Source organism: Streptomyces sp. CA-179760, assembly GCF_050937045.1.
In the GTDB taxonomy this organism is placed as follows: Bacteria; Actinomycetota; Actinomycetes; order Streptomycetales; family Streptomycetaceae; genus Streptomyces.
Genome location: NZ_JBNJLZ010000001.1, coordinates 5886467 through 5905158, shown reverse-complemented (window position 1 = coordinate 5905158; position 18692 = coordinate 5886467). Strand labels below are relative to the sequence as shown.

Here is an 18692-nt window from a genome sequence, read left to right as displayed (position 1 = left end):
TGCCATCCGCCCGTCGAGCGGTCCCCGCGGCGGCTCGGAGGGGTCCCCCCTCCAGCTCCGGCGAAGCCGGATGCCCGGGGAGATGCGATCGCAGGGCGAGGGCCGTCCCCGCTCCAGAGGGCCGGGGACGACCCGACAGCGCGGCGGGCGTGCGTGCCCGGCGTCGCGCGGCACGCAGGACGTTCGACACGGGCCCCGGCCCGGCGGAGCCGCACCTGCCGGGCCGTCACCTGCTGCTACCGTCACCTACCGTCACGGCAGGGACGTACGACGCGGAGGTGGCCGCCGGTGGCAGTCAGCAGCTCGGGAATCGTGGCCGGGCTCACCGCCGCGGCCCTCACGGCGGTCGGCTATCTGGCCTACCAGGCGTCGGCGACCGTCCCGGCCGGTCTGGGCAAGCCGCAGGCGGGCGCCTCGCCGAAGGCCGGCACCTCGAAGCCGCCCCGGACCAAGAAGGACCCCTCCGCGCTGCCCGGCGGCTCCGGCCAGGGTGCCCGCGTCGTGTACTCCCTGGGCGGCGACCGGGTGTGGCTGGTCGGAACGGACGAGGTGGTCACGCGTACGTTCGAGGTCGACCCGAGCGCGGTGGATCCGGCCCCGGGCAGCTACTCGGTGACGTCCCGCTCGAACGCGATCACCGGCTCCGACGGCATCCCCGTCGAACACGTCGTGCGCTTCACCAGCGTGGACGGCGTGGTCATCGGCTTCAGCGCGGCCGTGCCAGGCTCGACCGCCGCCCCCGACCCGAAGGCCCGCACGGGCGGCATCCGCGAGTCACGCGTGAACGGCGACGCGATGTGGACGTTCGCGACGATCGGCCGCCGGGTCGTCGTGGTCCGCTAGTGCCGTGACCGCACAGGTTCACCGGGCCGGTGGAGCGGTGTGACCTTCATCGCGACAGCGAGGTCTCGGCGCACTCGACGTCACCCCGTCCGTCCATGACGACGGGAGCGGCCCATGGATCATCGCCGGAGGTCATGGCGCTGTGGCCGGAAGTGACCGGCAGGAACACTGCACGCGCACGGAAGCAATATCTGTATCCGTGACGTGAGAAATAGCTGTGGTCCGCCGCGAATATTCCTCGACCACAGACCAGGTCGGAATTTTCGACCGCACAGGGTCCATCTTGCCGTGCTAATGTCGATCTCAGTTGCAGGTGTGGTTGCCAGAAGGTTCATTTTCCGACGGTTAATCAGCACGGCGACGCGGAATCCGCACAGGGCGAATTCCGAACATCGTCTCCGAAGGAGAAATGAAATGGCTACGGGCACCGTGAAGTGGTTCAACTCGGAAAAGGGCTTCGGCTTCATCGAGCAGGACGGCGGCGGCGCCGACGTCTTCGCCCACTACTCGAACATCGCCGCCCAGGGCTTCCGCGAGCTCCAGGAAGGCCAGAAGGTGTCGTTCGACATCGCGCAGGGCCAGAAGGGCCCGACGGCCGAGAACATCGTTCCCGCCTGACACCGGCGGCAACGCATACTTCGCAGCTGGGGCCCGCACCTTGGGGTGCGGGCCCCAGCTCGCTGCATTTCAGGGCGCGTGACGGTGAGGACCCACCGCACCACCGGACGATGACATGCTCACCGTCGATCCGACTCGCCGCCCATCATCCCAGGCTCGTTCTCGCGATTGTTTGCGCCGTTCATTTTGCTGCGGAAATTCCTTGCTACGCGCCTCAGTGCCAACATCGAGGAAGGTTCCGCTTGAACCGCGCACGCACCACCCGCACGACGCGCACCTACGACCGCTCCAGGGGTTCTGCCGCCCAGCGCTCGGGAGCGCCGCGCCGTTCCAACGGCTACGAGCGTCGGCCGGCCGCACGCCAGGGCGAGTTCGCACCGCCGAAGACGATCACACCCGCGCTGCCCGCCGTCGAGGCGTTCGCCGACCTCGCCCTGCCGGAGCCGTTGCTGGCCGCGCTCGGCCACGAAGGGGTGACCGTACCGTTCCCGATCCAGGGGGCGACCCTGCCGAACTCCCTCGCCGGACGTGACGTGCTCGGCCGCGGCCGTACCGGTTCGGGCAAGACCCTCGCCTTCGGCCTCGCGGTGCTGGCCCGCACGGCGGGCCGGCGCGCGGCGTCACGGCAGCCCCTCGCCCTGGTCCTCGTCCCCACCCGCGAGCTGGCCCAGCAGGTGACCGACGCGCTCACCCCGTACGCCCGTTCGGTGCGGCTGCGGCTGGCGACCGTGGTCGGCGGGATGTCCGTCGGCCGGCAGGCCGGTGCGCTGCGAGCCGGGGCGGAGGTCGTCGTCGCGACGCCGGGGCGGCTCAAGGACCTCATCGATCGTGGCGACTGCCGACTGGACGACATCGCCATCACCGTCCTCGACGAGGCCGACCAGATGGCCGACATGGGCTTCATGCCCCAGGTCACCGCCCTGCTCGACCAGGTGCGTCCCGAGGGGCAGCGAATGCTCTTCTCGGCCACCCTGGACCGCAACGTCGACCTGCTGGTCCGCCGCTACCTGACGGACCCGGTGGTCCACTCCGTCGACCCGTCCGCGGGCGCTGTCACCACGATGGAGCACCACGTGCTCCACGTACACGAAGCGGACAAGTTCCGGACGACCACCGAGATCGCGGCACGGGACGGCCGGGTGATCATGTTCCTGGACACCAAGCACGCCGTGGACCGGCTGACCGAGCATCTGCTGAACAGCGGCGTCCGCGCGGCTGCGCTGCACGGTGGCAAGTCCCAGCCCCAGCGCACCCGGACCCTCACCCAGTTCAAGACAGGGCATGTGACGGTGCTGGTGGCGACCAACGTCGCGGCCCGCGGTATCCACGTCGACCACCTCGACCTGGTCGTCAACGTGGATCCGCCGGGTGACCACAAGGACTACCTGCACCGCGGCGGCCGTACCGCCCGCGCGGGCGAGTCCGGCAGCGTCGTCACCCTCGTGACCCCCGGCCAGCGCCGCGGCATGAGCCGGCTGATGGCTTCGGCCGCCATCACCCCCCGGATCACCGCGGTCCGTTCGGGTGAAGCGGAACTGAACCGCATCACAGGCGCCCAGGCTCCTTCCGGTGTCCCCGTCGTCATCACCCCGCCGGCCGTGTCCCGCCCTCGCCGCTCGGCGTCTTCCACGGCTCCCTCGTCCCGAGGGCGCCAGGGCCGTCCCGCCCAGGGGCGCGCTGCCGGGCGAGCGGGGCGGTCCAGGTCACAGCGGCCCGCCTTCGACCCGAAGGCCTAGTCCGCGTCGATCAGGAACTCACCCATTTCCGAGGAGGCGGCTATGACACCGGTTCAGGCACCGCGACACGAGACGGATCGTTCCCCCATGGCCCTGGCCGACGACATGGCCGCGTCCGGCCCCCGGGTCCGGGACGACATGACAGTAGAGGTCGCGCTGTCCGTCATGGCCGGCGCACGGGTGGAGTACCTCCTGCTGTGCGACGAGAACGACCAGTGCACGGGCTCGGTCACCCGGGCCGAACTCGCTGTTCACAGCGGCAGTGCCAGCTACACGGACCGGATCCGTCTACGGGAGGTCCTCGGCGGCTCCCGCCACTCCCTGCCCCATCCCTGAACGTATCCCTGAACCTATGAGGAAGGGCGGGAAACCGCCGTCAAGATCCCGATGAGGGCCCTGCCGACGCGCGTCGGCAGGGCCCTCATCGTCGTCTCGCCGTCCGTACTCCACGTCGCGGGGCCCGAGACGGCCGCCCGTCAAGGCCGACCACAGGCTATCTGTGCCCCCAGCGAGCTGAAATCTGCTCTTGCCAGAGTAGACATTGAGCTCTGACGCGGTTAGCATCTTTCTCGTAGACGAGGTCAAGTGAGCCCGGCAGATACGAACTGGCGGGTGCAGTGCCTGAGTAGTTCCGCAGTACCAGCTCGCCCAGTGGCTGGCTCAGAGGAAGAACGGAGGAGCAGACGCCATCAGGATCGCCCGGCCCGAGGAAGCGCTCGGCCCGGGTACCGCAAGACCCCGGATTGGAAGGTGGTCCCCGGTCACGCACCGCGATCCCCGCACCCCCCTTCTGCAGGGCCGGTAGCGGAAAGAAGAAGGTCGGCACAGCATGAGGGCCGACAGATGGTGTTGAATTTCCTTCGGGGCCCTGGTGCCGTACGGCACCAGGGCCCCTCGACGCGTTGCACATCGAGGTGACATGACAGCAGATACCCCACTCAGTAATCGTCTGGACGACGACGACTACCCCGCATACACGATGGGGCGGGCCGCCGAGATGCTCGGCGCCACCCCGGCTTTTCTCCGAGCCATCGGTGAGGCCCGGCTGATCACTCCGTTGCGCTCGGAGGGCGGACACCGCCGGTACTCCCGCTACCAACTGCGGATCGCCGCGCGCGCCCGCGAACTCGTCGACCGGGGGACCCCGATCGACGCCGCTTGCCGCATCGTCATCCTCGAGGACCAGCTCGAGGAAGCTCAGCGCATCAACGCGGAGTACCGCCGCAGTGCCGGGCACGAAGTGCCCGACAGCTCCGCTTCCGATTCCGGCTGAGCGCCCGTCCGGGACGGCAGGTCGTCCGCCGCGTGTCAGCGTCCCGCGAGCCCCTGGCGACATCCGCGCGCCCTCCACGCCACACCGCGTGGGCCGCGCCCGCCAGAGCGACCGCTCCCTTGCAGACCGTCAGGTCAGCCCATGGCCCGGCTGCGCGACAAGTCGCGCGACAGCCGTACGCACATCCTGGTCACCGGCGGCGCCGAATCCACCGCATCCGCTGCGCTCCGCCCTCCGGGAGCGCGGGCGGGCCTGCCCACCTGCCGCTGACGAGTCACTCCAACGCGGGCGGCAGCGTCGCACGGCCAGGGGTCGCCGGTTGCGTTCCAGCCGCAGCGGCGAGGAAATTCGAGTCGGTGCCGCCCCGGCGTACGACCTGCCGCCGCAGGCACCCGACCTGGCGAACCCTGCGCGGTCACCCCACCGGGGCCTGACCCCTAAGCCGCTTCGCGGTGCTCCCTGCCCCGCTCCGAGAACTCCGGCTCGGGAGCGCGCGGGGGCGTGGAGACCAGGGCCGCCGCCTCGCCGGCCGCCAGCAGGTCACGCATGGACACCCCGGCGACCGCGAACGGCTGCGGCTGCCCCTTGCTCTCTGTAGCCGACATGGACGCCTCCCGAAGGCCGGGGCAACGAAGTTAGGTTCACCTAACCACGGACTGGATACCATGTGACCACGCACAAGAGGCCGAACGCAACATCTTGCCGACGTCTTGTCGGAACGTTCATCAAAAGACCGCACACCACGACGTACGCGGCTCACGACCTCACGCGGCGAGCACGCTCAGGTCCGCCGACGCCCAGCGTTCGCCCACACCCGTGATCGTCATCTGCCGGACCTCGTCGGTCGTGTCGCCCACCGCGCGGTGGATGACGACCTGGAGCCGGTCCTCGGTCAGCTCCTCCACCTTGCCCTCGCCCCACTCCACGACCATCACGGACTCGGGCAGCGTGACATCGAGGTCGAGGTCCTCCATCTCGTCGAGACCCCCGGAGAGCCGGTAGGCGTCGACATGGACCAGGGGCGGCCCGTCGCCCAGCGAGGGATGCACCCGGGCGATCACGAAGGTCGGCGAGGTGACGGCCCCGCGCACGCCGAGCCCCTCCCCCAGCCCACGGGTCAGTGTCGTCTTGCCCGCCCCGAGCTCTCCGCTGAGCATCACCAGATCACCCGCGCGCAACAGCTTCGCGAGCCGGCGGCCCAGCTCCCTCATCTGCTCGGGGGAGGTGACGGTGATCTGGACGGATCCGGGCTCAGCCGGGCTGTGCGGTGCTGGTGCTTCCATAGCCCTTCACGGTAGCCCCTGCCGGTACGGCACCCGTGCGGGTGAGCAGGTCGGCGAGGCGGTCGGTGACCACTTCCGGGTGCTCCAGCATGACCAGATGCCCCGCGTCCGGCACCAGCACCAGCTCGGCGTCCGGCAGCAGATCGGCGATGGCCTCGCTGTGCTCACTGGGCGTGACCAGATCCTGCACCCCGGCCAGGACGAGAACGGGCATGTCGGCGAAGCACCCGAGCGCCTCGGTCTTGTCGTGGTCGTTGAACGCCGGGTAGTACTCGGCGACCACATCGATCGGCGTGCTCTCGATCATCCGCTCGGCGAACCGGGCGACGGCCGGATCGACGTCCCGGGACGCGAAGGAGTACCGCTTGATGATCCCGGCGAACAGTTCCGCGGTGGCCCGGCGCCCCTTCTCCACCAGGTCGGCCCGCTGCCCCAGCGCCTTCAGCACACCGGGCAGCACCCGCCGCACCGCGTTGACGCCGGCGACCGGAAGTCCGTAGTTGACCTCGCCGAGCCGCCCGGACGACGTCCCCACGAAGGCGACCCCGACGACCCGCTCGCTGATCAGCTCGGGGTACTGGTCGGCCAGCGCCATCACCGTCATGCCGCCCATCGAGTGGCCGACCAGCACGATCGGCCCCTCGGGGGCGGCCGCGTCGATGACGGCCTTCAGGTCGGCGCCGAGCTGCTCGATGGTGACCGGCTCGTCGTCCCGCGTCTGGGCCACGCCCCGGCCGGACCGGCCGTGACTGCGCTGGTCCCAGTGCACGGTCCGTACGACGCCGCGCAGCGCGGCCCGCTGGAAGTGCCAGGAGTCCTGGCTGAGGCAGTAGCCATGGCTGAAGACGACCGTGACGGGAGCGGGTGCCTTGCGGCCGAAGAGCCTGCGGCGGCGCGGTCCGATGGCGGCGGGCGCTGCCTCCGGGTCGATGTCGTCGACCTCGTAGTACAGCTCCGTACCGTCGTCGGCGAACGCCTTTCCGGGCATGCCGCGCAGCGAGCCGTACGGTCCCGCCGAGTCCAGGGCGAGGCGGGCCTTCTGGCGCATGCCCCGGCCGACCGTCATCCGCTCCAGGGCGACACCGGCGGCCGCGCCCGCGGCCACCACGCCTATCGCGACGCCGGCGATGCCGGTCGCCCGGCGCCAGCCTCCCGCCTCCCCCGCGGCGGAGGCCGCGACGGCCACGGAGGCTGCGTTCGCCACGGCCTCCGCACTGCTCTCGCTCACGTGCCTCTCCTCGGGTTGCTCGTCGGGCTTCTGCTGGTGCTGCTGGTGCTGTGCTGCTGTGCTGCTGTGCTTGCTGGTGTTGTCAGGTGCCTGTGTTGTCAGGTCCTGGTGTTGTCAGGGTGCCTGGCGCTTTCAGGGTGCCTGGTGTTCTTCGCGTGACGGGCTGTCCTTGCGAGTTACCCGTCCTGTTCCTCATTCACATAGACGCGCGGAACGCGCGTTCCGATCCGCGTCACGATCTCGTATGCGATGGTTCCGGCCGCCTGGGCCCAGTCCTCGGCGGTGGGCTCACCGCGGTCCCCGGGCCCGAAGAGCACCGCCTCGGTCCCCGCCGCGGGCGCGTCGCCGCCCAGATCCACGACGAACTGGTCCATGGCGACCCGTCCCGCGATCGTGCGCCACTTGCCCTCGACCAGGACCGGTCCGGCCGAGGAGGCGTGCCGCGGGATGCCGTCCGCGTACCCGAGGGGGACGAGGCCGAGGGTGGTCTCGCCGGGGGTCACATACCGGTGGCCGTAGCTCACGCCGTGCCCGCCCGGTACGTGCTTGACGAGGGCGAGCGAGGCGGACAGCGTCATCACCGGGCGCAGTCCGAAGTCGGCCGGGGTGCCGAGCACGGGGCTGGGCGAGATGCCGTAGGTGGCGATGCCGGTGCGGACCAGGTCGAAGTGGCTCTCGGGGAGAGTGAGCGTGGCCGGCGAGTTGGCGATGTGCCGGACCTCGGGCCGGGCGCCCCGCTCCTCGGCGTAGGCGACCATCTCCCGGAAGAGGGCGAGCTGGGCGGCGATGGAGGGATGCCCGGGCTCGTCGGCACAGGCGAGGTGCGACCACAGTCCCGTGACGCGCAGGAGCCCCTCGGCCTCGGCGCGCAGGGCCCCGCCGACCAGCTGAGCCCAGTCGTCGCCGGGCTGGCAGCCGCCCCGCCCGAGCCCGGTGTCGGCCTTGAGCTGCACCCGCGCGGGCCGCCCGGCCAGCCGGGCCGCCGCGGTGACCTCCTCCAGGGCCCACATCCCGCTGACCGACACGTCGAGGTCGGCCTCGATCGCTTCGCGCCAGGGCCCGCCGGGCGTCCACAGCCAGCACATGATGCGGCCCGGCAGCCCGGCGGCCCGCAGGGCGAGCGCCTCCTCGGGCGTGGCGGTGCCCAGCCAGTCCGCCCCGGCGGCGACGGCGGCACGGGCACACGGCACAGCCCCGTGGCCGTACGCCTCGGACTTCACCACGGCCATCAGGGCCGCACCCGGCGCGTGGGCACGCAGGGCCCGCACATTGGCGCGCAGGGCGGCCAGATCGATCTCGGCACGGGCCCGCGAAGGCGCGGTCCGCGGGGCTGTTCTCTCGCTCATCGCGAACAGTGTCTCAGAGCGGCCTGACACTGCCGGGGCAGCGGCCCCGCGATTTCAGCCGGTCCGGCGCTCGAGGACGAGGCCGTCCAGGCCGAAGCGGGGGCTCGGGGGCGGCAGCCCCCGAACTCGGGACGGGACGGGGCGGAGAGGGCGGCCCACCTCACAGCGCCCCATCCCACAGCACCCCCGCCCCGTGGCACCCCCCCAGCACCCCCACTCACCTGCCGTCACCCGAGAACATTCCGCCATGCCACCGGAACCGCATCCGCCACATCATGCGCCCCCACCGGCGCCCCATCCGCCGCCAGCCTCCCGGCCAGCCCGTGCACATACGCCCCGACGCTGCCCGCATCCACCGCACAGAGCCCCGCCGCGAGCAGCGACCCCGCCAGCCCGGACAGCACGTCCCCGCTCCCCGCCGTGGCCAGCCAGGACGTCCCCGTCGGATTCACCCGCACCGCCCCGCCCCCCGAGTCGGCGACCAGCGTCGTGGACCCCTTCAGCAGCACGGTCGCCCCGTACCGCCCCGCCAGCTCGCGCACCGCCGCCAGCCGGGCTCCTTCGACCTCTCCCCGCTCCACCCCGAGCAGCGCCGCCGCCTCCCCGGCATGCGGCGTCATCAGCGTCGGCGCCCTCCGCCCCCGTACGGCCTCCGCGTCGGCCAGCCGCAGCCCGTCCGCGTCGATCAGCACCGGCACGTCCGCCGCCAGCACCTCCCCCACCGTCGCCGCGTCGTCCCCGGCCCCCGGCCCGACGACCCACGCCTGCACCCGCCCGGCATGCTTCGGCCCCCGTTCCGACACGAGCGTCTCGGGAAACCGTGCGATGACGGCGTCCCCGGCCGGTCCGACGTACCGCACCGCGCCGGCCCCGCCCCGCAACGCCCCCGAGACGGCGAGTACGGCGGCGCCCGGGTAGCGCGCGGACCCGGCGGCGATCCCGACGACACCCCGCCTGTACTTGTCGCTCTCGGCCCGGGGCACCGGCAGCAGCCGCGCCACGTCCGCGTGCTGCAGCGCCTCCAGCTCCGGCTCGACCGGCAGTTCGAGGCCGATGTCGACCAGGCGCACCGACCCGGCGTACTCCCGCGCCGGATCGATCAGCAGGCCCGGTTTGTGCGTCCCGAACGTCACCGTCAGATCGGCCCGGACGGCGACGCCGCGCACCTGCCCGGTGCCGACGTCGACCCCGCTCGGCAGATCGACGGCGACGACGGCGCCCCGTGTCCGCCCGGCGGCGGCGGCCAGCGGTACGGCGTCCGGCCGCAGCCCGCCCTTCCCGCCGATCCCGACGATGCCGTCGAGGACGAGATCCGCCCGCTCGACCAACTCCTCGGCGTCACCACCGGCTTCCACGACCCGCCCCCCGGCCCGCCGCAACGCCGCGAGCCCCTCCGCATGCGCACGCTCCGGCGCGAGCAGTACCGCGGTGACTCCGGCCCCGCGCCGGGCCAGCCGGGCCCCGGCGTAGAGCGCGTCACCGCCGTTGTCGCCGCTCCCGACCAGCAGCACGACCCGGCTGCCGTACACCCGCCCGAGCAGGTCGGCGCAGGCGGCGGCGAGTCCGGCGGCGGCGCGCTGCATCAGCGCCCCCTCCGGCAGCCGCGCCATCAGCTCCCGTTCGGCGGTCCTGACCGTCTCCACGCTGTACGCACTCCGCATGCGGTCGAGTTTCCCGTACGACCGCCCGGCCACTCCCGCGCAACTCGCGCAACCGTGAACCGTCCCGCATCACGTACGACCGCGAAACGTGCCGCATCGGGCCCAACTCGGCTCCCTGCCACAGACATTGACGCTTTGCACGCCCTTTGCCAGACTCACCGGCCGCAGGCGCAGAAAGCGCTTGCACATCCCGTGCTCGTACACCCCCCACGTCCGAAGGAACCGAGGCCCCCATGGGACGCAGAGCCGCCTTCCTCGCCGCCGCCGGCGCCACCGCCCTCCTCACCGCCGTTGGCACCCTGACCGCCCCCGCCACCGCCGTCACCACCTCAGCCGCCGCCCCCACGCGGGCGGCGGCCTGCGGTGACGGCTCCTACCAGGCCGAGGCCGTGCAGAACGGCGCCAACTGGACCGCCCGGCGCGGCAGCGGCACGGTCTACACGGGCACCGACATGCGCGCCGCCGTCCAGGCGGCCGTCAACAGCCTCACCTCGGGCCGGACTTCGAAGGAGCGGGTCGTGGTCCGCGGCTCGGGCTCGATCCCGGCGGGTTCCCGCATCTCGCTCCCCAGCTACACCGCGCTCGACGTCTGCGGCACGATCAACGTCACCGGCAGCGGCTCGGGCGACCAGGCGCCCGTCTACTCCCGCGGCACCCGCGACATCGAGGTGCAGAACCTCAAGCTCACCGGCACCCCGCTCTACGGCATCTTCCTGCGCAACGTCCAGAACGTGGTGCTCGGCCGGATCGACATGCGCCTCTCCCGCGGCCTGGGCGTCCGGATCGACAACCGCGGCGACACCAGCCAGTGGACGCGCAACGTCCGCATCGACGACGTCTACGTCTCCGGCGCGTCCAGCCACGCCGTCGAGACCTACGGCGTCGACGGCCTCACCATCGGCACGGTCACCGCCCGAAACGTCGGCGAGTCCGGCCTGCTGCTCAACCAGACGATCAACGCCACCGTCGCCAAGGTCGACGCGGAGAACGCCGGCACCGGCACCGGCTACGCCGCCTTCCGCATGGCCAACCGCAACGGCCGGGTCGGCAGCGGCTACCCCACCAACATCCGGGTCGGCGAGGTCATCGCCAGGGGCGGCGGACGCGGCGTGTTCTGCGTCTCGGAGAGCGGCGGGGCGACGATCGACAAGGTGACGCTCTCCCACACCGGCAACAACTCGGTCCTGATCGAGAACTGCTACAACGTCAGTCTGGCGGCCCGGAGCGGCACGATCACGGGCGGCGGCGAGCTGCGCCTGGCCGCCCGCTCGGAGTTCCCGAACAACAAGGACATCACCGTCCAGAACCTGACGGTCACCAACTCGTCCCTCAGGGAGAGCCCGTGCGGCGAGAACACGACCTTCCGCAACATCACGCGGGTGAACAGCAGCCAGTCGATCTGCTGACCATGACGCCCGGCCGTCCTCGCAGAGCGACCGCCACACCTACTCCACGCGGATCCAGGACGTGCTGAACGAGCGAGGCCTGCACGTCTTCTGACGGCGGTCCTGCGCCGCCTCCGCGATCGGTGAACCTTTCCTGAACCTGCGGCGTCCGAGGACTGGCAAATCCTGCCACGTCGCCGTCCTTCCGGGAGATCACATGCGCATCAGGGCATCGCGTACCGCCGGCATGCTCGCCACGGCGGCGCTGTCGGCCACCGGCCTTGTCGCCACCTCCGGTTGCGGCGGTGACAAGGGGTCCGGCGGCTCCGCCGCCGAGCCGGCCGGAGATCGCGCCCGGCAGGTCGCCGCAGCCTGGGACGGTTCACCCGCGGCTGATGCCTGGCGTGCCGGCTACCACCCCATGGGAGAGGCGGTCCAGCCGCCGCGAGGCGGCCTGCGGAGCCGGGCCGACAAGCGCGCCTGGGAGGCTCAGAACTTCGTCCTGCGAGGTACGTTGCCCGCCACCTGGCCGAAACACGGCCAGGTGGCCTGGGCGAACGGCGAGGCGCTGACACGGCCCACGGTGGGAGCGCGGAAGACCTACAAGGACCTGGCCCGTGCCCAGGTCGACGGAATCCCTCACCTCACCGTGACCGGTGCGAAGCTGGGTGAGATGACCCTGAGCACCAGCCGCGGACCGGCGACGGTCCCGGCCTGGCTCTTCACACTGCGGGACTACGCGACCCCCCTCAAGCGAGCCGCCGTCAGCCCGTCGAAGCTTCCCCCTCCACCCGTCAAGCCGGCCCATGACCTCCCGGCCGGCCGGCTGGCCCCACTCGGGCGACTCGTCGACATCGCCGACGACGGGCGGTCCGTATCCCTGATCGCCGTGCACGGCGCATGCGACGACGGCCCTTCCGTGGACGTGCTGGAAACCCGCGGCAGCGTGGTGTTCTCGGCCTCCGTCAAGAACCCGGAGTCGGGAAACTGCTCCGCTCAGGCGACAATGAAGCAGGTCGAGGTGAAGCTCGACCGCCCCGTGGGCGACCGCGTCCTCCTCGACGCTCACACGGGCCGCCCGGTGCCCTACGGCCCGCCGAACAGCCCGTCACCGAGCTGGAGCTGAGCCGACCCTCCCTGGCGAGCACTCCGATCCCCCCGGGCGGTGATCGCCGGGGCACGGGCCGCCCGTGGACAGCGGCAGCGGGACCACACCGGGCGCGGTCGGCTTCCCGGGCACGGCGACGCCTCTCACCCCTCCGCGATCACCACGGCGGAGGCCACCCCGGCGTCGTGACTCAGCGACACGTGCCACGACACGACCCCGAGTTCGGCCGCCCGCGCGGCCACGGTCCCCCTCACCCGCAGCCGGGGCCGCCCACTGTCCTCGACATACACCTCGGCATCGGTCCACAGCAGCCCGGCCGGAGCCCCGAGCGCCTTGGCCAACGCCTCCTTGGCGGCAAACCGCGCGGCGAGCGAGGCGACCCCACGCCGCTCCCCGCTGGGCAGCACCAACTCCTTCTCCACGAACAGCCGCTCAGCCATGGCGGGCGTCCGCTCCAGAGACGCCGCGAACCGCTCGATCTCGGCGACGTCGATCCCGACCCCGATGATGCTCATGCGCAGCACCCTACGGTGACGTCACGGCGTTTCCTCGCGGAACCCCAGGCCGCCTGGCAGGGCGTCGGCGTGGCCGTCGTCTCCCGGCTGATCGCGCACGGCGCCTGGCGCACGCGGCGCACCCGGGACAGACCCCCGACGGCTGGACCAAGCTCCCGTGCACCCCCGAACCGCCGCCGCCCCGGAACTACCCGTACCGACGCCCCTCACCTTCCCGGCAGCAACCGTCACCCGCCTCACGGCAGCCCACCGCGCAGCACTCCCAGCGGACACCCCCGAAATCCGAACTCCCCCTCCCCCTTGTACAGTTCGCGATGATCGCGATGAGCAAACACATCGCGCCTAACGGGAGAACACCGACCATGAAGTTGAAGTCTCTGGGCACCGCGCTGACCACTGCGGCCCTCATGGCCACGGCCCTCACCGGCACCGTCGCCACCGCCGGTACCGCAGCCGCTGCGACGAAGCCGGACTGCAGCAGCGCGCTGACCAACGTGAAGCCCAAGGCAACCGTCAACCTCCGCAGCTCGCCCAAGACGAGCGCCACGGCCCTCGGCACCTGGGGCAAGGGCCAGAAGGGCGGGGTCTGCTTCGGCGACCGGGGGCCCACCAAGGGTGGCAGCTACACGGCCTGCGGCAAGACGAGCAACAAGTGGTACTTCGGCGGCCCCAACAGCACCAGCAAGGAAGGCTGGGTCCCGGCGACCTGCCTGCCCATCTGAGCCCTACTGCCTGACGGCCGCCTGACCAGCTGACCAAGGGACGAACAGCACCCAGCTGTTCGTCCCCGTCACGCTTCCTGGGACCGTCTAGCCCGAGCAGGTCCCCGGAACCTCCGGGTTCTCGGCGAACAGGTCCTCCGCGCACGCGACGGTGCGGGAACGCTCCAGCCACTGATCGATACGCTCCAGGTCGGTGCAGCTCGTGATGCGCTCGCGCACGGTGTCCGGCACGTGGATGCCGCGCACCTCCAGTACGGACAGGATGCCTTTGGCCTCGCCTTCAGCCCTGCCTTCATCCCTGCCTTCGGCCTTGCCTTCCTGGTAGGCCGTCTCTCGGACCGTGCCCCGGCCGGGGAAGTAGCTGACGAACGACATGATTTCCTTCAGTTTCATTCCGGCTGGGCTGTTGCCCAGGCTGATTTCAAGGAAGTCGTAGAAGTAGTCGGCGGTTTCGGGATCCGTCTCGCGGGTCTCGTGCAGGGCGGTTGTCAGTGCCTCCAGTATGGCGCCGCAGTCGGCACTGCGGGCGTGTGCCAGGGCCGAGAGCACGGCCAACGCGAGGTTGTTCACCGCGGTCCGGGCGTCGGTGATCACCGGAAGGTTCTCCGGCCCGACTACCAGTGGACGGGTCCGCTGTGCCGTCCAGCCATGCGTGCCACAGTCGAAGGGTCCGGCGGCCCATTTGGCAGTGAGTCTGTCCTGACAGACCACGAGAAGCAGGACGGGCAGGCCGTACTTCGCCTGAAGGAAGGCGACGTAGTACGCCCAGCTCCGCTCCTTGCCCGCGACCTTGCCCGACTGCGACTCGATCGCGAGCAGGAAGTCCTGGCCGTCGGACGGACCGACGCGCAGCACGGTGTCCACGCGTCGCTCCAACGGCCGAGCCTCCGTCACGTCGGTCGTGACAGCGTCCACGGTCGCCTTCGCGGATAACGGGACACCCAGCACCCCGAACACGGGAGCCAGAATTGACGCCATGAACCGCCCTCCTCAGCCACATGAAGGGCGACTACTCCACCGTCACCGACTTCGCCAGGTTCCGAGGCTGATCCACCTCGTTGCCCCGGGCCGTCGCCAGCTCACACGCGAACACCTGGAGCGGCACCGTCGCGACGAGCGGCTGCAGCAAGGTCGGAGTGACGGGGATCCGGATCAGGTGATCGGCGTACGGGACCACCGCGTCGTCCCCCTCCTCCGCGATCACGATCGTCCGCGCGCCCCGCGCCCGGATCTCCTGGATGTTGGACACGATCTTGTCGTAGAGCACGGACCGCCCTCGCGGCGACGGCACCACCACGACCACCGGCAGATCCTCCTCGATCAAGGCGATCGGCCCGTGCTTCAGCTCCCCCGCCGCGAAGCCCTCGGCGTGCATGTACGCCAGTTCCTTCAGCTTCAGCGCGCCTTCCAGGGCCACGGGATACCCGACATGCCGCCCCAGGAACAGCACCGTGTTCTTGGCGGCGAGCGAACGGGCCAGCTCCCGCACCGGCTCCATGGTCCCGAGGACCTGATCCACCGCCCCGGCGATCGACGAGAGGTCCCGGATCACCGCCCGGATCTCGTCGCCCCACTTGGTGCCCCGCACCTGCCCCAGATACAGGGCGACCAGATAGCAGGCCACCAGCTGCGTCAGGAACGCCTTCGTCGAGGCCACCGCCACCTCCGGCCCGGCGTGCGTGTACAGCACCGCGTCGGACTCGCGCGGGATCGTCGAGCCGTTGGTGTTGCAGATCGCCAGGACCTTGGCGCCCTGCTCACGGGCATGGCGCAACGCCATCAGCGTGTCCATGGTCTCGCCGGACTGCGAGATGGCGATGACCAGGGTCTGCGCGTCCAGGATCGGGTCCCGGTACCGGAACTCGCTGGCCAGCTCCACCTCGCACGGAAGGCGCGTCCAGTGCTCGATGGCGTACTTGGCGATCATCCCGGCGTGGAAGGCCGTACCGCACGCGACGATGACGACCTTGTCGATCTCCCGCAGCTCCCCCTGGGGGATCCGCACCTCGTCCAGGGTCAGCGACCCGGAGCCGTCGACGCGGCCCAGCAGCGTATCGGCGACCGCCTTGGGCTGCTCGGCGATCTCCTTGAGCATGAAGTAGTCATAGCCCCCCTTCTCCGCCGCCGACGCGTCCCAGTCGACGTGATACGACCGGACGTCAGCGGCCCGCCCGTCGAAGCCCGTCACCGTCACACCGTCCCGGCGCAGCTCCACGACCTGGTCCTGCCCCAGCTCGATCGCCGACCGCGTGTGGGCGATGAACGCGGCGACGTCCGAGGCGAGAAAGGCCTCGCCCTCCCCGACACCCACCACCAGCGGCGAGTTCCGCCGCGCGCCGACCACCACGTCCGGCTCGTCGGCATGCACCGCGACCAGCGTGAACGCACCCTCCAGCCGTCGGCACACCAGCCGCATCGCCTCGGCCGGATCCGCGCACGAGGAGAACTCCTCGGCGAGCAGATGCGCGACGACCTCGGTGTCCGTCTCGGAGCCCAGCGCGTGGCCCCGCTCCTCCAACTCCGCCCGCAGCGAGGCGAAGTTCTCGATGATGCCGTTGTGCACGACGGCGACCCGGCCCGCGTTGTCGAGGTGCGGGTGGGCGTTGGAGTCCGTCGGCCCGCCGTGCGTGGCCCACCGGGTGTGCCCGATGCCCGTCGTGCCGGTCGGCAGCGGCCGCCCGTCCAGTTCCTTCTCCAGATTGAGCAGCTTCCCGGCCTTCTTCGCCGCCGCCAGCCCACCATCGGCCAGCACGGCGACACCCGCCGAGTCGTACCCCCGGTACTCCAGCCGCTTCAGCCCGGCCATCACGACCTCAAGCGCGGACTGCGGCCCCACGTATCCCACGATTCCACACATGGGCGGCAGCTTAGGGTCGATTCCCGCGCCGAACAGGCCGTTGCGTGCCCGAAATCGGAAATTCCCACCGGGGTACGAAGCCCCGGGTCACACCTTCGCCCGATAGGCCCTCATGGCCAGCGGATAAAACACCACCGCGATCCCCGCGGCCCACACCAACGACCACATCACCGGCTCCGCCACCGCCCCGCCCAGCAGCAGCCCCCGGAACGCGTCCGACAGATGCGTGACCGGGTTGACGTCACTCCACGCCTGCAGCCACCCCGGCATGGTGTCGACGACGACGAACGCGCTGCTGGTGAAGGTGATCGGGAAGATGAGGGTGAAGGCGAACGCCTGCACCTTCTCCGCGTCGCCCGCCAGCATCCCGATCAGCACCGCGCACCACGACACCGCCGCGGCGAACACGACCACCAGCAGCGTGCCGAGCAGGAACCCACCGAGTCCGCCGGTGATACGGAAGCCGAGCGCCAGCCCGAGGCCGATCATCAGCACCAGCGCCCAGACGTGCTTGGCGAGGTCCGCGGTGATCCGCCCGATCAGCGGCGCGGAACGCGCGATCGGCAGACTGCGCAGCCGGTCGAAGACGCCCTTGGTGAGGTCGGTGTTGAGCGCCATCGCCGTGTACATCGTCATGAACAGGGTGTTCTGCACGATGATCCCGGGCAGGGCGTACTTCAGATACGCCTCGGGCGACCCGGCCATCTGCCCGCCCAGCACAAAGGTGAAGAGGAACACGAACATGATCGGCGTAATGCTGTAGTCGACCAGTTCGAGCGGGTTGTGCTTGACGGCGACCAGACTCCGCCAGGCCATCGTGAAGGTCTGCCGCATCCCGGCAAGGGGCGGCACACGCCCCGACGCGGTGACCGGCGCGGGCAACGTGGTGGCGGTCATGACCGGCTCACCGCCTTCTCGAGCCCGTCGTCGTCCCGGGCGGTCTCGCCCTCGTCATGCGCGGCAGCCCCACCGTCCCCGTCCGGCTCGCCCGGCTCCGCGCGATGCCCGGTCAGGGCGAGGAAGACCTCGTCGAGCGAGGAGCGCCGCAGAGCCAGCTCCCCCACCGCGATCCCCTCCCGGTCCAGCGCACGCACCACCGCCGGCATCAGCTCGGGGTCCTTCACCGGCGCGGTGACCATCTCGCCCTCGATCCGGGCCTCCGGACCTGCGGCCCCGGCCACCAGCGCGTGCGCCCGCGCGAGGTCCCGCCCGACGATCGGCCGCAGCTCCAGCACCTGCCCGCCGACCTGCGCCTTCAGCCGGTCCGGCGTGCCCTCGGCGATCACCCGGCCCTTGTCGATCACCACGATGTCGTCGGCGAGCACATCTGCCTCATTCAGATACTGCGTGGTCAGCAGGGCGGTCGCCCCGTCCGCGACCAGGCCGCGCAGCAGATCCCACAGCTCACCGCGGCTGTGCGGATCAAGACCCGTGGTCGGCTCGTCCAGGAAGAGGATGCTGGGCCGCCCCACCAGACTGGCCGCGAGATCCAGGCGCCGGCGCATGCCTCCCGAGAAGGTCTTCGCGGCCCGCCCGGCCGCCTGCGTCAGCTGGAACCGCTCCAGCAGCTCACCCGCCCGCGCCTTCGCCTCCGGCCTCGGCAGCCCCAGCAACCGGCCGATGAGCAGCAGGTTCTCCGTGCCGGTCAGGTTCTCGTCGACCGCCGCGTACTGTCCGGTCAGCCCGACGAGGGAGCGTACGACCCCGGCCTCCCGGACCACGTCGTGGCCGGCCACCCGGGCCCTGCCCCCGTCCGGGCGCAGCAGTGTCGCGAAGATCCGCACCGCGGTCGTCTTCCCGGCACCGTTGGGCCCCAGCAGCCCGAGCACCGTTCCCTTGCGGGCCGCCAGGTCGACTCCGGCCAGCGCCTCGGTCTCCTTGAACCGTTTGACCAGGCCTTCCGCCTCTATCGCATACGTCATGGGTACCCCCAGGCGTTCGCGGACCCCGGACCGGGCCCACTCCTCCCACAACTGTGACGCATGCCACTGACATTCCACCCGTGTCAGTTTTTATCCGAACAAGTTCGAGCGAACGCGAAGGAACGGCGGCGAATACCTCGCGTGACGGATCCCACCTCACAGTCCGTTCGTACGCCCGTAACAATGGACTGTGAT

General features: G+C 71.0%; 19 protein-coding genes. 9 read left to right on the top strand and 10 right to left on the bottom strand.

The genetic code is table 11. The features are described 5' to 3' along the window. The first annotated feature begins 288 nt into the window (after positions 1 to 288). From ACQEV8_RS27010 to ACQEV8_RS26985, 6 genes are all read left to right on the top strand, one after another. On the top strand, positions 289 to 843 hold the full coding sequence (locus tag ACQEV8_RS27010) for a hypothetical protein (RefSeq protein WP_432965047.1): 555 nt from the start codon (positions 289 to 291) through the stop codon (positions 841 to 843). Between the two features lie 414 nt (positions 844 to 1257). Continuing rightward, entirely contained in the window at positions 1258 to 1461 is a 204-nt protein-coding gene (locus ACQEV8_RS27005) for a cold-shock protein (RefSeq protein ID WP_398462404.1), read from the top strand. A 242-nt stretch (positions 1462 to 1703) separates the two neighbouring features. Further along, the gene (locus tag ACQEV8_RS27000) at positions 1704 to 3197 is read left to right on the top strand and encodes a DEAD/DEAH box helicase (RefSeq protein WP_432965043.1); all 1494 of its coding nucleotides are present in this window, start codon (positions 1704 to 1706) and stop codon (positions 3195 to 3197) included. Between the two features lie 42 nt (positions 3198 to 3239). Further along, the gene (locus ACQEV8_RS26995) at positions 3240 to 3533 is read left to right on the top strand and encodes a CBS domain-containing protein (protein ID WP_432965041.1); all 294 of its coding nucleotides are present in this window, start codon (positions 3240 to 3242) and stop codon (positions 3531 to 3533) included. Between the two features lie 583 nt (positions 3534 to 4116). Next, positions 4117 to 4470, top strand: coding sequence for a MerR family transcriptional regulator (locus tag ACQEV8_RS26990; protein WP_432965039.1), 354 nt, complete (start codon positions 4117 to 4119; stop codon positions 4468 to 4470). Positions 4471 to 4611: 141 nt separating this feature from the next. Next, complete coding sequence (locus ACQEV8_RS26985; RefSeq protein WP_432965036.1) at positions 4612 to 4740, top strand: hypothetical protein; 129 nt, start codon at positions 4612 to 4614, stop codon at positions 4738 to 4740. 167 nt (positions 4741 to 4907) lie between these two features. On the opposite strand, the gene ACQEV8_RS26980 is transcribed toward ACQEV8_RS26985, so the two are convergent. From ACQEV8_RS26980 to ACQEV8_RS26960, 5 genes are all read right to left on the bottom strand, one after another. After that, the gene (locus tag ACQEV8_RS26980) at positions 4908 to 5075 is read right to left on the bottom strand and encodes a hypothetical protein (RefSeq protein ID WP_432965033.1); all 168 of its coding nucleotides are present in this window, start codon (positions 5073 to 5075) and stop codon (positions 4908 to 4910) included. Between the two features lie 159 nt (positions 5076 to 5234). Beyond that, positions 5235 to 5753, bottom strand: a complete 519-nt coding sequence (tsaE, locus tag ACQEV8_RS26975) for a tRNA (adenosine(37)-N6)-threonylcarbamoyltransferase complex ATPase subunit type 1 TsaE (RefSeq protein WP_432965030.1) — start codon at positions 5751 to 5753, stop codon at positions 5235 to 5237. Then, the gene (locus tag ACQEV8_RS26970) at positions 5722 to 6981 is read right to left on the bottom strand and encodes an alpha/beta fold hydrolase (RefSeq protein WP_432965027.1); all 1260 of its coding nucleotides are present in this window, start codon (positions 6979 to 6981) and stop codon (positions 5722 to 5724) included. Before ACQEV8_RS26970 ends, tsaE begins: the two co-directional genes overlap by 32 nt. Before the next feature lie 176 nt (positions 6982 to 7157). Then, entirely contained in the window at positions 7158 to 8327 is a 1170-nt protein-coding gene (alr, locus tag ACQEV8_RS26965; RefSeq protein WP_432965024.1) for an alanine racemase, read from the bottom strand. Positions 8328 to 8554: 227 nt separating this feature from the next. After that, positions 8555 to 9988, bottom strand: coding sequence for an NAD(P)H-hydrate dehydratase (locus ACQEV8_RS26960; RefSeq protein WP_432965021.1), 1434 nt, complete (start codon positions 9986 to 9988; stop codon positions 8555 to 8557). A gap of 233 nt (positions 9989 to 10221) precedes the next feature. On the opposite strand from ACQEV8_RS26960, the gene ACQEV8_RS26955 reads away from it, so the two are divergent. Together ACQEV8_RS26955 and ACQEV8_RS26950 are read left to right on the top strand one after the other, a co-directional pair. Continuing rightward, positions 10222 to 11394 carry a hypothetical protein gene (locus ACQEV8_RS26955; protein ID WP_432965018.1) on the top strand — a complete coding sequence of 391 codons (1173 nt, stop codon included), beginning with the start codon at positions 10222 to 10224 and terminating at the stop codon, positions 11392 to 11394. 196 nt (positions 11395 to 11590) lie between these two features. Next, the gene (locus tag ACQEV8_RS26950; RefSeq protein WP_432965015.1) at positions 11591 to 12499 is read left to right on the top strand and encodes a hypothetical protein; all 909 of its coding nucleotides are present in this window, start codon (positions 11591 to 11593) and stop codon (positions 12497 to 12499) included. Positions 12500 to 12624: 125 nt separating this feature from the next. Here ACQEV8_RS26950 and ACQEV8_RS26945 read toward each other — a convergent pair whose 3' ends face one another. Further along, positions 12625 to 12996 carry a holo-ACP synthase gene (locus ACQEV8_RS26945; RefSeq protein ID WP_432965012.1) on the bottom strand — a complete coding sequence of 124 codons (372 nt, stop codon included), beginning with the start codon at positions 12994 to 12996 and terminating at the stop codon, positions 12625 to 12627. Positions 12997 to 13358: 362 nt separating this feature from the next. Between ACQEV8_RS26945 and ACQEV8_RS26940 the strand changes: the two genes are divergently transcribed. After that, the gene (locus ACQEV8_RS26940) at positions 13359 to 13718 is read left to right on the top strand and encodes a hypothetical protein (protein WP_432965009.1); all 360 of its coding nucleotides are present in this window, start codon (positions 13359 to 13361) and stop codon (positions 13716 to 13718) included. Between the two features lie 87 nt (positions 13719 to 13805). Here the strand turns inward: ACQEV8_RS26940 and ACQEV8_RS26935 are convergent, their stop codons facing one another. From ACQEV8_RS26935 to ACQEV8_RS26920, 4 genes are all read right to left on the bottom strand, one after another. Further along, positions 13806 to 14696: a hypothetical protein gene (locus ACQEV8_RS26935; RefSeq protein ID WP_432965006.1), complete on the bottom strand. Its 891-nt coding sequence runs from the start codon at positions 14694 to 14696 to the stop codon at positions 13806 to 13808. Positions 14697 to 14727: 31 nt separating this feature from the next. Continuing rightward, positions 14728 to 16575, bottom strand: a complete 1848-nt coding sequence (gene glmS, locus ACQEV8_RS26930; RefSeq protein WP_432965003.1) for a glutamine--fructose-6-phosphate transaminase (isomerizing) — start codon at positions 16573 to 16575, stop codon at positions 14728 to 14730. 87 nt (positions 16576 to 16662) lie between these two features. Beyond that, on the bottom strand, positions 16663 to 17472 hold the full coding sequence (locus ACQEV8_RS26925) for an ABC transporter permease (RefSeq protein WP_432965000.1): 810 nt from the start codon (positions 17470 to 17472) through the stop codon (positions 16663 to 16665). Continuing rightward, positions 17469 to 18497 (bottom strand): ATP-binding cassette domain-containing protein, encoded by a 1029-nt coding sequence (locus ACQEV8_RS26920; RefSeq protein WP_432964997.1) that lies wholly within the window; start codon positions 18495 to 18497, stop codon positions 17469 to 17471. The genes ACQEV8_RS26925 and ACQEV8_RS26920 overlap by 4 nt, the downstream gene beginning before the upstream one ends. Positions 18498 to 18692: the final 195 nt, after the last annotated feature.

Bases quoted from the DNA above. Each gene is read 5' to 3' on its own strand.
- ACQEV8_RS27005 (WP_398462404.1), top strand. From the start codon at position 1,258: ATGGCTACGGGCACCGTGAAGTGGTTCAACTCGGAAAAGGGCTTCGGC.
- ACQEV8_RS26995 (WP_432965041.1), top strand. From the start codon at position 3,240: ATGACACCGGTTCAGGCACCGCGACACGAGACGGATCGTTCCCCCATG.
- ACQEV8_RS26990 (WP_432965039.1), top strand. From the start codon at position 4,117: ATGACAGCAGATACCCCACTCAGTAATCGTCTGGACGACGACGACTAC.
- ACQEV8_RS26985 (WP_432965036.1), top strand. From the start codon at position 4,612: ATGGCCCGGCTGCGCGACAAGTCGCGCGACAGCCGTACGCACATCCTG.
- ACQEV8_RS26980 (WP_432965033.1), bottom strand. From the start codon at position 5,075: ATGTCGGCTACAGAGAGCAAGGGGCAGCCGCAGCCGTTCGCGGTCGCC.
- tsaE (WP_432965030.1), bottom strand. From the start codon at position 5,753: ATGGAAGCACCAGCACCGCACAGCCCGGCTGAGCCCGGATCCGTCCAG.
- alr (WP_432965024.1), bottom strand. From the start codon at position 8,327: ATGAGCGAGAGAACAGCCCCGCGGACCGCGCCTTCGCGGGCCCGTGCC.
- ACQEV8_RS26960 (WP_432965021.1), bottom strand. From the start codon at position 9,988: ATGCGGAGTGCGTACAGCGTGGAGACGGTCAGGACCGCCGAACGGGAG.
- ACQEV8_RS26955 (WP_432965018.1), top strand. From the start codon at position 10,222: ATGGGACGCAGAGCCGCCTTCCTCGCCGCCGCCGGCGCCACCGCCCTC.
- ACQEV8_RS26950 (WP_432965015.1), top strand. From the start codon at position 11,591: ATGCGCATCAGGGCATCGCGTACCGCCGGCATGCTCGCCACGGCGGCG.
- ACQEV8_RS26945 (WP_432965012.1), bottom strand. From the start codon at position 12,996: ATGAGCATCATCGGGGTCGGGATCGACGTCGCCGAGATCGAGCGGTTC.
- ACQEV8_RS26940 (WP_432965009.1), top strand. From the start codon at position 13,359: ATGAAGTTGAAGTCTCTGGGCACCGCGCTGACCACTGCGGCCCTCATG.
- ACQEV8_RS26935 (WP_432965006.1), bottom strand. From the start codon at position 14,696: ATGGCGTCAATTCTGGCTCCCGTGTTCGGGGTGCTGGGTGTCCCGTTA.
- glmS (WP_432965003.1), bottom strand. From the start codon at position 16,575: ATGTGTGGAATCGTGGGATACGTGGGGCCGCAGTCCGCGCTTGAGGTC.
- ACQEV8_RS26925 (WP_432965000.1), bottom strand. From the start codon at position 17,472: ATGACCGCCACCACGTTGCCCGCGCCGGTCACCGCGTCGGGGCGTGTG.
- ACQEV8_RS26920 (WP_432964997.1), bottom strand. From the start codon at position 18,497: ATGACGTATGCGATAGAGGCGGAAGGCCTGGTCAAACGGTTCAAGGAG.